This is a genomic window from Nitrosomonas sp. (assembly GCA_031316255.1).
GTDB lineage: Bacteria > Pseudomonadota > Gammaproteobacteria > Burkholderiales > Nitrosomonadaceae > Nitrosomonas.
The window spans coordinates 518,417-532,371 of sequence record JALDQW010000001.1 but is presented as its reverse complement, the minus strand read 5'-3'; the positions used below and the strand labels follow the sequence as shown (position 1 = coordinate 532,371).

Sequence of the window (13,955 nt, the reverse complement as noted above, 5' to 3'; positions counted from 1 at the left end):
GCCTATTCCAAATGAAGTACAGAATACGGCCCATCCGGCTTTATCCGTGCCACTGCCTGACATGTCCCGTATCAAGATGAATAAAATCAGATTTTGGATAATAGCCAACGCCGCCTGCTTCCAGTGATAGAGCAGCCATATGTAGATTGGAAAGCGTGTGACCAGGCAGGCGAATATCGATCGCTTTGCCAAGCATATGGAGGCTTCGTTTTGCTACCCCACTGCTGCGTGCGTTAAGCTGAGCATTAGTTGCGGGAGAACGATAACCCGAGATCACGTGAAACTCATTTTTAGACGCCATTTTATAATTTAGAAGCTGCAACAAGTTCAGCAGATTGCGGTCTATTTCATATATTTCGCCTGTGCGGTGGTCGCGCAGGATATTCTCAATAGCCATCAAACTTTCCGGTATGTACTGGCCTTCAGCCCAGTAAGTTGTGTGAACACGCTCACCCGTATGGAGATTAAGAAAAGCCAGCTTCCTTTCGTTCATGCTGAGTACGCTTGCCTGGACATGAGGCAGTGCAAGTAATGCGCACGCACCAACGCCTGTTTTCAGGAAATGGCGTCGGTTGATGTTCGGCCTTGAATTTGTACGGGATAGAACATCTTGCTTTGGCGATAAAACACGAGTTGACATGAAACGGGTTAGCATTCTGAGTCCTCCTTTTTGGGTGCGTACACCCTAACATGATTTTTCTTTCCTAACAATGAATTAATGTTGCGATTACCAATGCGCAAAATTCAATGCGCGTTTGTCTCTCTCATAGGTGTCCGGTGAATAATGAATTTTGTCCTGACTATCAACCCACGCCGTCAGGTAAACAATATAAGTAGGCAATGGTTGGGGCAAATTAATTTTTATGGTTTTGCCGGAGTTGATTTGTTCTTTAAGCGATTCGATTGAAGTGTCGTCACGCAAAGAGAATTTGGCGAGTTGCAATGGTTTTTCCAACCGGATGCACCCTGAACTGAATGTGCGTATGTCCTTATCAAAAAGTTCTTTTGAAGGTGTATCGTGCAGATAAATACTGAAACGATTGGGCAGCATGAATTTTATTGTGCCGAGTGCATTCTGATAGCCAGGATCTTGGCGTAGCGCATACGGAAAACCGTTGCCTATTGCCGCCCAGTCGATCGAATCCGGATCGATCGGTTCCGAATTGTAGGCGTAATTGGGATAGACTTTAATATTTAGATTTGAGAAATAATCAGGATTCTTTTGTTGCTTGGGCAGCAGGTCTTTTCGGGCAATGCTGTCTGGAACATTCCAGAACGGATTGACAATCAAATGTGTAATACGGCTACTAAAGCTGGGTGTTGACCGGTAATTACGGCCGACAATAATACGCATGTCGAGTATATATTGATTATTTTCTATGGCGGCTAGTTGATAACCAGCTATATTAACCAGTAGATATCGATTGCCCAGATCACGGGGCAGCCAACGCAGTCGTTCCATGTTGATGCGCAGTTGCTGTATCTTTTCCAGCGGTGTTTTGTTCAATGCGTTTAATGTGTTTTTGCCGATAATGCCATCGGTATTCAAGCCATGCTGTAACTGAAATGCCTTGATTGCATTGACAAGATCGGTATCGTATCGATGACTGTTTTCACTTTCATTCGAAAAACCCGGGTTAAATTCAGTTTTGCCATGTGTGTCGAAAGCCTGAGTGATACGTTTCCTGATAAGTGGAATAACCGGATGGGTGTCGCCGGGGCGTATCAGATGTATTTTTGGGATTTGTTGCCAAGATACCTGTCGTGTAACCAGGTCACGGTATTTTGCCAGCGCGTTCTTGAACAACCAGTAGCTGGGTATCCCGGGCGCTAGGTTTTCCAGAGAATGTTGCAAGTTGCCTGAATCAATCGCTTCTGACAGGAAACTGACGGCATTAAAATACGGTTGGGAAATATGCCAGTCCGGATCAATATTGGCAGCGGTAAACCGTCCGCGATATAGATCGCTGGAAAATTGCAGCAGTGACAAGGTTGTGAAGAATTCTAATTCGTACCCGGAATGTGAAGGGTTTTCTGCTAATTGTGCTAAATGGTGTAACTGATAATCCTCACTATTCAATCCTTCCTCTTCCGCGGTTGCTAAAAAAGCCAATACTGTTTCCAGTTGTGTTCGTTGTGAATCATTCTGTGTCCAGGCTGGCTGGAAATTCCGCGCCATATAAAATTGTTGCAATGCAGTTAATCCGGCTTTACGGGTGACTGATTTATCAAGGTCTTGAGATACAAATTTATCCAGTTCCAGGCGCAATGCATTTGAAGTTGGCGAATCTGCGTTTGATGGTGACGTAGATAGGAGAAAGAGCAACCCTATCAAAAAATGATGAAGCGGTGCCGGTTGTGTCATGTCATGTTTTAGTCTGAATAAGACATAGGGTACCGAGAAAATTTTTCTGCTTTATCGTTGTGATCACTGTGGATGTCCTGTATTTCCAGATTCGTAATTTACGCTAAATCATTTCCTCTGTAAGCGAGTAAATAAACCGTATTTATTGATTTGTTTAGTTTAGGGGCATTCTTGCAATGGAAAAATAGTTGTATTAAGTATGAGTTAAGTGGTGCGATCACCTCACCAGAATGAAGAATGTCTATTATAAGTGTTTTAAGTGAAAAAATTGACGGCGCAGTGTTTTATGTGTTCGGAGATTTTGGAAAATGAATCGAATTTTTTATGAATTGTATCTCTTCAAGATGAGGTAAATAATCGAAATTGAAGACAATACCGAAGGCGGCGATGGAATTCAAGCAGAAATTTCATGATAATAATAGGGTTTTTATAAAGCAATAAAATGCACAATACCACTTTATGAACAGGGGAATATTGCTATAAAAATCATGATTTTCCCTTGTTTGAGGAATTGTGACATGCTAGAATTTCCGTTCGGTTTAGTAACATTTGAGCGTTATCTCTAACTAAGAAAATCTAAGTTGCGGATAATAAAAATATTCGGCCAAGGAAATGTCATTGTCGTCGATTTGAGTATGGTTATTTTTTTACAAGATGAGATTCTGGCGCGCAACTTCCGAACGCTGACTGAACAGACTTGGTGTTCAGGTTTGTAACGCAAGAAGTAGTGCCTGAAATCAAAATTAGTAATAATCATGTGGGGGAAAATATGAGAAGTAAATCAGTAGTAACCCTGGCGGGGGTAGCCGCTCTTGCTTTTTATTCGAGCATGGCGGTGGGGTCTAAATACAACTTTCCCGAACCGCAGAGTGTGATAGCACAAGATATTTATGATCAGCATATCGCGCTCCTGTGGATTTGTTTGGCTATCTTTATTGCCGTGTTTGGAGTGATGTTTTACTCTGTTTTAAAACACCGCAAATCACTTGGCTATAAAGCAGCCAACTTTCATCACAGTACTTCTGTTGAGATAATCTGGACAGTTATTCCATGTCTGATTCTGATTGTGATGGCCTTGCCAGCAACAAAAACTGTTATTGCAATGAAAGACACATCCAGCCCGGATATGACGATCAAGGCAACGGGGTATCAATGGATGTGGGGTTACGATTACCTTCAGGGTGATGGGGAAGGCATCAGCTTTTACAGTAAATTGTCAACGCCTAAAGGGCAAATTGAAAACAGGGAGCCGAAAGGTGAAAACTACCTTTTAGAGGTGGACAATCATATGGTTGTACCGGTTGGCAAAAAAGTACGTATGATTTTAACGGCCAACGATGTTATTCATGCATGGTGGGTGCCCGCATTGGGTGTCAAGCAGGATGCAATTCCTGGATTTATTCGTGATTCCTGGTTTACAGCTGACAAACCGGGCATTTATCGTGGTCAATGTGCGGAGTTATGCGGTAAAGACCATGGTTTCATGCCGATTGTAGTGGAGGTTCTGGAAGAAGAAGCATACGCACAATGGGTTGCTCAAAAATTGGCTGGAACAAATGAAACAGTTAATTTGGCAGCTGTAAGCACTGATTTGGTAGCTGAGGCCGATGAAGCGGCAGCTACGGCAGAAAATTCAGAAAATAATTAAGAGGAGATAACTTATGGCAGCAGTACATGGCGATGTGCATGGTCACGATGATCACCATGACCACCATCCATCAGGCATAATGCGCTGGGTAACAACAACCAACCATAAAGACATTGGTACAATGTACCTGTGGTTCAGTCTGGCGATGTTTTTTACGGGCGGTTTTCTGGCAATGGGTATTCGTGCCGAGCTATTTCAACCGGGTATTCAGATTCTAGAACCTGAATTATTTAACTCATTTACCACTTTGCATGGCTTGATTATGGTGTTTGGCGCCATTATGCCGGCATTCGTAGGTTTTGCTAACTGGCAAGTGCCAATGATGATCGGCGCGCCGGATATGGCATTTGCCCGTATGAATAACTGGAGTTTCTGGTTATTACCTGTGGCGGCATCATTGCTGGTTTCATCGTTCTTCGTTCCTGGCGGTGCAGCTGCTGGGGGATGGACATTCTATCCGCCGCTGTCGACACAAGGTGGCCTGGGTGTTGATATGATGATTTTTGCAGTCCATATTCTGGGTGCTTCATCCATTATGGGCGCGATTAACATTATTACCACTATCCTGAATATGCGTGCACCAGGCATGAAACTAATGGACATGCCTTTGTTCGTTTGGACATGGTTGATTACCGCATATCTTTTGGTTCTGGTAATGCCTGTTTTGGCGGGTACAGTAACCATGTTGCTGACAGATCGTCATTTCGGCACAAGCTTCTTTAATGCAGCGGGTGGTGGTGATCCGGTATTGTTCCAGCATATTTTCTGGTTCTTCGGTCATCCGGAAGTGTATATTATGATTTTGCCTTCCTTCGGTATCGTGTCTGAAGTCATTCCGACATTCTCACGCAAACCGCTGTTTGGTTATTCATCAATGGTTTATGCTACAGCTTCTATTGCGATTTTGTCATGCGTTGTTTGGGCGCATCATATGTTTACCGCAGGCATGCCGACCGTTGCTCAGTTATTCTTTATGTATGCAACAATGCTGATCGCGGTACCAACAGGTGTGAAAGTCTTTAACTGGACGGCTACAATGTGGCGAGGGTCGATGACGTTTGAGACACCAATGCTCTTTGCAATTGGATTTATCTTCCTGTTTGTGATCGGCGGGTTTAGTGGCGTGATTTGCGCGATTGTGCCTATCGATATTCAGGTGCAGGATACCTATTATGTGATCGCTCATTTCCACTATGTATTGGTATCTGGCTCGCTGTTTGCATTGTTTGCCGGTGCGTACTACTGGATTCCAAAATGGACCGGTCGCATGTATGACGAAAAACTGGGTAAAATCCATTTCTGGTTATCCATGATCTTCTTTAACATGGCATTCTTTGTTCAGCATTTCTTGGGCTTAGCAGGTATGCCACGCAGAATCCCAGATTATGCGCTGCAATTTGCTGATTTCAACATGATCTCAAGCCTGGGAGCGTTTGGTTTTGGATTGTCACAGCTTCTGTTTGTGTACATCATGATAAAAACTATTCGCAGTGGCGAGAAATCGCCTGAGAAACCCTGGGATGGTGCAACTACACTGGAGTGGACACATCTGCCTACACCAGCACCCTATCATAGTTTCGAAAAACCACCAGTCTTTAAACCGACTGTTCATTAATGGTCCGATGAGGAACGTATGTCAGATGAAACAGATTTAAAACGTAAGAAACTAAGAACAGCAATGCTTCTGTTAATTACGGTAGTTGCACTCTATATCGGTGTTTTCTTTTTTAAAGATGTATAAAAGACGACAGTATAAGAATGTGATGAAAACAATAAAACAAATAACTTATCATTGCAGTGATTACAGTGCGAATACTTTGAGTCTGTTGATTTCGGTTGTGGCAGTAATTGGATTACGGTAATAATTAGGATGGCGACTAGCAGAAAATTACATGAAAATCTAACAATGATGAAGAAGCTGTTGATCTTCTCGGTTGTTATGTTTGTATTTGGTTATGCGATGGTGCCGTTTTATGAAAAGTTTTGTGAAGTTGCCGGTATTAACAATCTGCTGCAGCCGGACAAGCTGGTCAAGGATATGGAAGTTGATACAGAACGCTGGGTGACCATTGAGTTTGATTCCAATGTAAGAGGTCTGCCTTGGGAGTTCAGGCCATTGCAACGCAGTGTTCGTATCCATCCTGGAGAGCCAGTGGAAGTGATGTACGAAATAAAAAATAATTCGGATCGTGAAATTAACGGACAGGCAATACCGAGTTATAGTCCAAGGTTTTTAGATAAACATCTGCGGAAGTTTGAATGTTTCTGTTTTACAAAACAGGTTTTAAAGCCGAAAGAAGTCAGAGAGATGCCGGTGCAATTTGTAATTGAACCAAGCCTCCCCAAAGAACTTCATACGGTTACCATTTCGTACACTTTTTTTGAGTTACCCGTTGGTACACCTGCTATTAGTGAGAAATAAAGGATGAGCGAGAACAGGCAAGAACAGAAATCGAAAATTGCCACAGCTATCCAGGTAGCTAAGGCAGTTATGTCAGCGTTTATGGGAATACGAAATAAAAGTGATCTTGAGAACGATGCAGCAAATTTAAAACCGTCGCAGTTGATTATAGGTGGACTTATAGGCGCGATGATTTTTGTAGTCAGTATTTTGTTACTGGTTAATACAATTGTTGATTAGAATGAAAATTTATAAGTAAGAGGAGGGTAAGAATGAGTCAGGGATCCGGTTATTATGTACCAACCCCGTCAGCGTATCCGATTATCGGATCGACGGCATTATTGTTTTTAGGGTTTGGTGCTGCTTTAACAATGAATAAAATAGAGCTTGGCTATGGCATGTTGGCCATAGGCTTTGCTATTTTGTTTTATATGTGCTTTCGGTGGTTTGGTACGGTAGCTGCGGAAAGTGAGAGTGGTAAATACGGTTTAGATGTCGATAAATCGTTCCGCTGGGGAATGACATGGTTTATTCTTTCTGAAGTCATGTTTTTCGCAGCATTTTTTGGCGCGCTGTATTATATGCGTGTTTTGTCTATACCATGGTTGGCAGATGAGAGTCATGTTTTAGGGCAGTCTTTCTGGGGTGCTTATGAAGGTGGCTGGCCGTCTACAGGTCCAGGTGAGTTTGAAGAGTACACCGCAATGGGCCCATGGGGCTTGCCTGCGATCAATACATTGATCCTGTTAACTTCGGGTGTAACAATTACCTATGCGCATTGGGCGCTGAAAGAAGGCCGCCGTGATGCATTGAAGAAATGGATGTTGGCAACCATCGCGCTTGGCGTTTTGTTCTTGGGTTTACAGGGCTATGAATATGTGCACGCATACAATGACTTGAACCTGAAACTGAATACTGGTGCATATGGTTCAACATTCTTTATGCTTACCGGCTTTCATGGCTTCCATGTGACGTTGGGTACAATTATGCTGATCGTGATCTATTTCCGTTGTGCTGCAGGACATTTTACTCCAGACAGGCACTTTGGATTTGAGGGTGTAGCGTGGTACTGGCACTTTGTTGACGTTGTATGGTTAGGCCTGTTTATATTTGTTTATTTGCTATAAATAGACAAAACAGATCTTAAATATTGGATTCCTGCTTTTTCATTGATGCTAGATAATTCTTATTTATAATTAAATGTTTAAGTATGGAATCCATTGTTTGCATTAGTAATTGAAAGCACGTACAAATGATCACGATCAGGATAAATGGCCGCAGGTAATGATTGTTAAGGGGTATCGATTTAAGCCGAAGTTATGGGCTTTGGTTGTTACCATCAGCATGGTCGTGGTTTTTATAGAATTAGGCAAGTGGCAGTTATCGCGTGCTGATGAAAGAAATGCGCGGCAAGCGCAACTTGATCAGCTGTCGAATGAGCCCGTAGTTACTGTTCCAGGCAACCCGGTCAAGTTAGAAGATTTCCAATACCGGCAAGTTGATGTACGAGGAAGATATCGGCCTGAGTATACAATTTTTCTGGATAATAAAACCTACAAAGGTCGTGCAGGTTATCATGTACTGACACCGTTACAAATTAACACTAGTGATTGGCATATCATTATTAATCGAGGCTGGGTGGCGACGGGTTACGATCGATCGGTTTTGCCCGAAATAAAGACACAATTAGGTGAAGAAATTATAACGGGAATCGTTGTATCGCCAGAATTGAGAGTACTCGAGTTATCAGGCTCAGTTGATAATGGAAAAGTCTGGGATAACTTTAATCTAGAACGCTATCGTCAAATGACGAAGATTAATCTGCAACCAATGATGCTATTGCAAACAGATCATGCCGATGATGGTCTTATACGAGATTGGGAAAGACCCGATTCAGGCGCCTCAAAAAATATAGGCTATGCAATTCAGTGGTTTTCGCTTGCTGTAACAACAATAATTATTTTTTTAGTATTAAATGTCAAAAGAAGCAACAAAGAAATCCAACAGACTTAAGCTGATCATGATTGGGGTGTTACTGCTTTCACCGGTTGTGATTTCATATACACTTTTTTTTATGGGGTATCGGCCAGGAAGTCTCAATTATGGCGAGCTGATTAATCTACAAAAATTATCGGGATCCGGAGTTTCACAGAAAGACAATACCATATTTAGAGTCAAGGATCTGCACGGAAAATGGGTGATGTTGACAATTGACTCAGGACACTGTGACCAGGCTTGTCAATCAAAATTGTATTATATGCGCCAGGTTCGTACGATGCAGAACAGGGAGATGAACCGGATTGAGCGGTTATGGCTAGTTGATGACAATGTGGCTGTTGAAGACAGATTATGGGATGAATACGACGGTACATTGATTGTCAACGCCCGTGAGAGTGAGCTGCTTGATCAGATTTCGACTAAGGAAAGACAACGGAATCATATCTATCTTGTCGATCCCTATGGAAATTTAATGATGCGTTTTCCCGAGGAACTTGAACCCAGAAAAATGAGTGACGATATCAAGCGGTTACTACAAGTGTCTCATGATGAACACATGTGATTTTTTTTCACACCATAAATTATAATGACATAACTTAGCATAGGAATTGAGAATACAATTCCCCGAGAATGTAGGAGATAAATAGAATGGCAACGAGTGCAGTTTGGCATGAAACAGCATCACGCATAAATCAGTTTTACCGATTAACAAAACCCAGAGTTGTATCACTGATTGTGTTCACTGCAGTTATTGGAATGTTCCTGTCTGTACCAGGTGCAGTGCCTATTGACGCACTGTTTTTTGGTACTTTGGGCATAGCGCTGGTAGCAGGTGCAGCAGCAGCATTAAATTGCCTGGTTGAGCAAAAGATGGATGCTGTCATGGCAAGAACAAAAGGCCGTCCTTTACCGCAAGGCAAGGTGAGTGTTCCGGAAACGTTGTTTTTCCTGACCATTGTAGGTGGCTTCGGATTGTTTATGCTGTATGAATGGGTTAATCCACTGACTATGTGGTTAACACTGGGTACTTTTGTCGGTTATGCGATTATTTACACCATTATATTAAAGCCGCTGACGCCGCAGAATATTGTTATCGGTGGCGCATCAGGCGCGATGCCGCCCGTACTTGGATGGGCGGCGGTAACAGGGGACGTAACGGCCGATGCCTTGCTGTTATTCTTGATTATTTTCGCATGGACGCCACCACACTTCTGGGCGCTGGCGCTGTATCGGAAAAATGAATACGCAGCCATTGGTATGCCGATGTTACCGGTAACACATGGCGATCAGTTTACAAAATTGCATGTATTGTTATATACAGTGATTCTTTGTATTGTCACTGTTTTTCCATACCTCACGCAAATGAGCGGTATGATTTATATTGTCAGTGCAGGGATTTTAAACGCAGTGTTCATGTATTACGCAATAGAAATATATCGAAACTACAGTGATCAACTGGCGCGTAAAGCTTTCCGTTACTCGATTTTGTATTTGGCCTTGTTATTTGTTGCATTATTGCTCGATCATTATTTTTACTTCTAGAATCTATGGCGCATTTTTGGTGGTGTAGATTCTTGATATGTAATAGGTTTTTCAAGTGAAAAGCTTTTTCTTAGAACATCTTGTGGCTGACATTGGGGAAAATGTAGTGATGTAACAAGAGGAATGGTTATGATAGACAAAAGAGTCTATCTTGTTTGTTGTATAGTTGCATTAGTGATTTTATTCATCGACATAAGCATCCCTCTGGGTGTGGCGAATGGTGTTGCCTATATCGTCGTTATTTTATTATCACTTAAGGCAACTCAACAACGCACAACAATTATTCTAGCTTTCCTATGTACAATTTTGATTGTCGTTGGTTTTTATGCATCTCCTGAAGGGGGTGTGCTGTGGCAGGTTATATTTAATCGCATACTTGCTGTGGCGGTCGTTTGGGTTACAGCTTTTCTTGCGTTGAATCAAATCAAAATTGAAAGGCAAATCAGTGAAAACCGGCTGAATGCAGTAGCATCAACTCAAACGATACAATTACAGCAAGCAAAATTGACCGTATTGAAAGCTACCATGCGCACTGTACTGGATATTGTTGGCAATTTCTTAAATAGTTTGCAATTAATCAGGATTGAAATAGAAACAAAAAAGACGCTGACTGATGCTGAATTGAAGCAATTGGACACATTAATTCATGATACGGCATTACAGTTAAGAAAGCTTGGTGAAATAGATTCAGTCAACGAAAAAGAAATGGCAGGCGGTATGATTGGAATAGATTTTGAAAATAAAAAACATCCGAGAGATGCGAGATCGGATCCCTATTCCAATCAGTTTTCAGCCAAAGAGGGTTAGTATGATGCCCAGTCAAGGCTCAGGCGGTAATGTCCTTGCTGCAATATGCAGTTTTCTTATTCCTGGATTAGGTCAGTTGGTCCAAGGGCGGGCATTATCTGCGCTGCTTTTTTTTATCGTTGTCAGTACAAATTACTTTTTTGCAGCACTGATCATTCCGGCAATCGTTGGCGGTGTTATTCATCTTTGGTCAATCCTTGATGCAGCAAAATTCAAGGGAGAAATCTAGTCCCCATCATTGGTTTGTTCCAGTAATACCTTTTGTAGTGCTTGAAATAGCATGCGGTAACTTTTAGAAGGTTTATCTGCGTTTCTTTCTTTGAGGGTATTTCGTGCCAGAACGCGAATGTGTTGTATGTCCGCAATAGGATATGTTCTGGCAAATTCAGTTAACGCGTCAGTGTCTGCTAAGATGCGTTCACGCCAGCGCTCAGTTTGATGGAGTAAGACATTCTGGTTTAACGATCTTTGTTGCCAGGTCTCCAATTTCTCTTGAATGGGCACACTATCAATTTGCCTCATGAGTTTACCGATAAACTGCATCTGACGTTTTCGTGCGCCATATTTGGTTATCAGCCGTGTTTCACGAATAGCGTCGATTAACATTTCCGGTAATTCCAATTCTTCAAGTGCTTTATCGTTAAGCTCGACGAGTTGCTCCCCCATTTTTTGTAAATCATGCATGGTCTTCTTGCGTTGTGTTTTGCTCGGTTTGCTGTCGTATTCCTGCGCTTCATTTGAGTCGTTTTGCATGGCTGTTTGTGTCAGGTAAAAATGTTAATCTGCATCATAGCGTTTCAACACAGGTTTCACCAGTACGGCAATGAAAGAATTTTCAGCAAAAAAACATGTTTGGCATGTGGAGAACCAATATGCCATAGCATGTAGAAACCCGATAAGGTCGGGTTGATTGCCACTGTGACAAAATGGTATGGGGGTGTGGCAGTCGTTTTATCAGCGGTGATGGAAGTAAGCAATCGTGCGCGTGTGACAGATTCATGGTTGGAAGATGATTTCTATGTACAGAAATTGGCCGAAGCTGCTGAACTTGCAATGCAACAAGGAGATTTTACTGTTGCCGGTGAGTTGCTTGACGAGGCGGCTGGAAAAAAGCCTTCTTCGAGCGACCTGCGCCTGATTCAGCTTAAATTGGCAATGCTGACAGTAAGAGATAAATTCGCATTATTGAGTCAAGATGAATTTAGACCGATTAATGAAACCTATACTGTGCTGTATAAAAATTTGAATTTTGATGATCAAATGCGAAATGATGTGATAACTCATATTGGATGGACTGCAGTCCTGCTGGATAAGGCACACCCCGATTACTATTTTGACCGAATTCTTGAAGGCGATCCAAGGCATGTCCATGCATTGGTGTTTAAGACAACATGGTTGCTAACAGAGCGATTTGATTCGATCTCTGCTGGGGAACGGTCTCAGACTGCAAATCACTTTTCCAAACAGCCAGGGAGAGTGAACGGCATCAAATATTTGTTGTGGTTTGGAATATCTCAGCAAGCATTCTTCGGGTGCGGCGGCGGAGTATATCAGGACGGTTATCCGGGAACACGATGTTATCGTCGCATTCAGTTTTACAAAAGTAAAAAATATTAGATGTGAAATTGATGCGCTGATGATGCAAGCGATCCGTTGTGCCGGTCAGAATAATTTTGCATCCCATACAATTCTTTAATGATGCTAATTCGACCCTGTCTATACAAAGCGTTATCGATAAGCTGTTATCATTATATGTTTGGTAATTTAGAAATTTTACGCCAGTTTTTTCAAACAGAACTTTGTACACACTAATTATTCTATGAACGAGATATCCGTATCGAACATGCATACCCATTTTTCATACCCTGTTTCCAAACTTCAGCAAATTGCCCGCGATATTCTGAGTCATGCTAAAAATGGTGGTGCCAGCGCCTGCGAGACGCATGTGTCCGATGGATTTGGTCAAACCGTAACAGTACGCAAAAATGAGGTGGAAACAATTGAATATAATCGCGACAAGGGCTTGTCAGTAACGGTTTATATTGGCCAGAAACGCGGAAATGCAAGTACGTCGGATTTTTCGCCACAGGCGATTCATGATACGGTTGCCGCGGCATTGTCGATTGCGCGGTATACAGCGGAAGACAATTGTTCGGGACTGGCAGATGAAGCGCTTCTGGCACGAACATTCCCTGATCTTGATTTGTACCATCCGTGGGAATTGACTGTGGAAGAAGCCATTGAGCTCGCACGTAATTGCGAAGAAGCGGCTTTTGCTGTAGACAAGCGGATCACCAATTCCGAAGGTGCGAGTATATCGATTGATGAATCACATTTCGTTTATGCAAACAGCCTCGGTTTTATGGGAGGGTATCCGTATTCCCGGCACAGTATCAGCTGTGTGGCGATTGCGGAGCAACAAGAAAGCAAGCAACGCGATTACTGGTATAGCGTGGCGCGGGATCGCGGTGATCTCGAATCAGTTGAATACATCGGCAGGAAAGCCGGGGAGCGTACTGTTGCACGTCTTGGCGCACGCCAAATCGCAACATGCGAAGTACCTGTAATATTTGAAGCGCCGGTAGCCTCCAGCCTGATCGGACATTTTGCTGCGGCGGTCAGTGGCAGCAACCTTTATCGCAAATCTTCTTTTCTGTTGAACAGCGCAGGTCAAAGGATTTTTGCAGAAAATATTAATATTCGTGAATTGCCACACTTACCCAAAGGACTGGCCAGTAGCGTATTTGATGATGAAGGTGTTGCGACTGCTGAGCGTAGTGTGGTTGAAAGCGGTGTGGTTAAGGGTTATTTTCTGAGCAGCTATTCAGCGCGCAAACTCGGTATGCAGACGACAGGAAATGCCGGTGGCGTCCATAATCTGATTATAGATAATGGCAATCCTGTGGATTTTGACGCCATGCTTAAAAAAATGAATAAAGGCTTGCTGGTCACCGAATTGATGGGGCATGGCGTTAATTCGGTAACAGGCGATTATTCACGTGGCGCATCCGGATACTGGGTGGAAAATGGTGAAATCTGTTATCCGGTCGAAGAAATCACTATTGCCGGCAACCTCAAAGAAATGTTTGCGGATATTACAGCCATTGGTAACGACATTGTGGTGCGTGGTTCAAAACAAAGCGGTTCGATTCTCATAGACCATATGACTATCGCGGGCGGATAAGTATTGCGGG

Annotated in this window: 14 protein-coding genes and 1 pseudogene; 12 read left to right on the top strand and 3 right to left on the bottom strand. The window is 42.7% G+C overall.

Features of this window, described 5'->3' with window-relative positions; translation table 11 throughout:
* Positions 1-40 precede the first annotated feature (40 nt).
* Together MRK00_02495 and MRK00_02490 are read right to left on the bottom strand one after the other, a co-directional pair.
* On the bottom strand, positions 41-655 hold the full coding sequence (locus tag MRK00_02495) for a DUF882 domain-containing protein (protein MDR4516250.1): 615 nt from the start codon (positions 653-655) through the stop codon (positions 41-43).
* Between the two features lie 72 nt (positions 656-727).
* Positions 728-2,365, bottom strand: a complete 1,638-nt coding sequence (locus MRK00_02490) for a L,D-transpeptidase family protein (protein ID MDR4516249.1) — start codon at positions 2,363-2,365, stop codon at positions 728-730.
* Positions 2,366-3,194: 829 nt separating this feature from the next.
* Here MRK00_02490 and coxB point away from each other — a divergent pair.
* From coxB to MRK00_02440, 10 genes and pseudogenes are all read left to right on the top strand, one after another.
* Positions 3,195-3,905 (top strand): annotated as a pseudogene (gene coxB / locus MRK00_02485) (cytochrome c oxidase subunit II).
* Positions 3,906-4,026: 121 nt separating this feature from the next.
* A complete protein-coding gene (ctaD, locus tag MRK00_02480) occupies positions 4,027-5,628 on the top strand; it encodes a cytochrome c oxidase subunit I (GenBank protein ID MDR4516248.1) in 1,602 nt (533 codons plus the stop codon).
* 291 nt (positions 5,629-5,919) lie between these two features.
* Entirely contained in the window at positions 5,920-6,435 is a 516-nt protein-coding gene (locus tag MRK00_02475; protein ID MDR4516247.1) for a cytochrome c oxidase assembly protein, read from the top strand.
* A 3-nt stretch (positions 6,436-6,438) separates the two neighbouring features.
* Positions 6,439-6,654, top strand: a complete 216-nt coding sequence (locus MRK00_02470; GenBank protein ID MDR4516246.1) for a DUF2970 domain-containing protein — start codon at positions 6,439-6,441, stop codon at positions 6,652-6,654.
* 32 nt (positions 6,655-6,686) lie between these two features.
* Positions 6,687-7,541 (top strand): cytochrome c oxidase subunit 3, encoded by an 855-nt coding sequence (locus MRK00_02465; protein ID MDR4516245.1) that lies wholly within the window; start codon positions 6,687-6,689, stop codon positions 7,539-7,541.
* 109 nt (positions 7,542-7,650) lie between these two features.
* Positions 7,651-8,427 carry an SURF1 family protein gene (locus MRK00_02460; protein ID MDR4516244.1) on the top strand — a complete coding sequence of 259 codons (777 nt, stop codon included), beginning with the start codon at positions 7,651-7,653 and terminating at the stop codon, positions 8,425-8,427.
* Positions 8,390-8,974: a hypothetical protein gene (locus MRK00_02455; protein MDR4516243.1), complete on the top strand. Its 585-nt coding sequence runs from the start codon at positions 8,390-8,392 to the stop codon at positions 8,972-8,974. Before MRK00_02460 ends, MRK00_02455 begins: the two co-directional genes overlap by 38 nt.
* An 86-nt stretch (positions 8,975-9,060) precedes the next feature.
* Positions 9,061-9,954 (top strand): heme o synthase, encoded by an 894-nt coding sequence (cyoE, locus tag MRK00_02450; protein MDR4516242.1) that lies wholly within the window; start codon positions 9,061-9,063, stop codon positions 9,952-9,954.
* 129 nt (positions 9,955-10,083) lie between these two features.
* A complete protein-coding gene (locus MRK00_02445) occupies positions 10,084-10,761 on the top strand; it encodes a hypothetical protein (protein ID MDR4516241.1) in 678 nt (225 codons plus the stop codon).
* A 1-nt stretch (position 10,762) separates the two neighbouring features.
* Positions 10,763-10,990 carry a hypothetical protein gene (locus tag MRK00_02440; protein ID MDR4516240.1) on the top strand — a complete coding sequence of 76 codons (228 nt, stop codon included), beginning with the start codon at positions 10,763-10,765 and terminating at the stop codon, positions 10,988-10,990.
* Here the strand turns inward: MRK00_02440 and MRK00_02435 are convergent.
* Positions 10,987-11,514, bottom strand: a complete 528-nt coding sequence (locus MRK00_02435; protein MDR4516239.1) for a DUF615 domain-containing protein — start codon at positions 11,512-11,514, stop codon at positions 10,987-10,989. The genes MRK00_02440 and MRK00_02435 overlap by 4 nt on opposite strands.
* Before the next feature lie 165 nt (positions 11,515-11,679).
* Between MRK00_02435 and MRK00_02430 the strand changes: the two genes are divergently transcribed.
* Both MRK00_02430 and pmbA read left to right on the top strand, forming a co-directional pair.
* Positions 11,680-12,378 (top strand): hypothetical protein, encoded by a 699-nt coding sequence (locus MRK00_02430; GenBank protein MDR4516238.1) that lies wholly within the window; start codon positions 11,680-11,682, stop codon positions 12,376-12,378.
* Positions 12,379-12,580: 202 nt separating this feature from the next.
* The gene (gene pmbA / locus MRK00_02425; protein MDR4516237.1) at positions 12,581-13,945 is read left to right on the top strand and encodes a metalloprotease PmbA; all 1,365 of its coding nucleotides are present in this window, start codon (positions 12,581-12,583) and stop codon (positions 13,943-13,945) included.
* Positions 13,946-13,955: the final 10 nt, after the last annotated feature.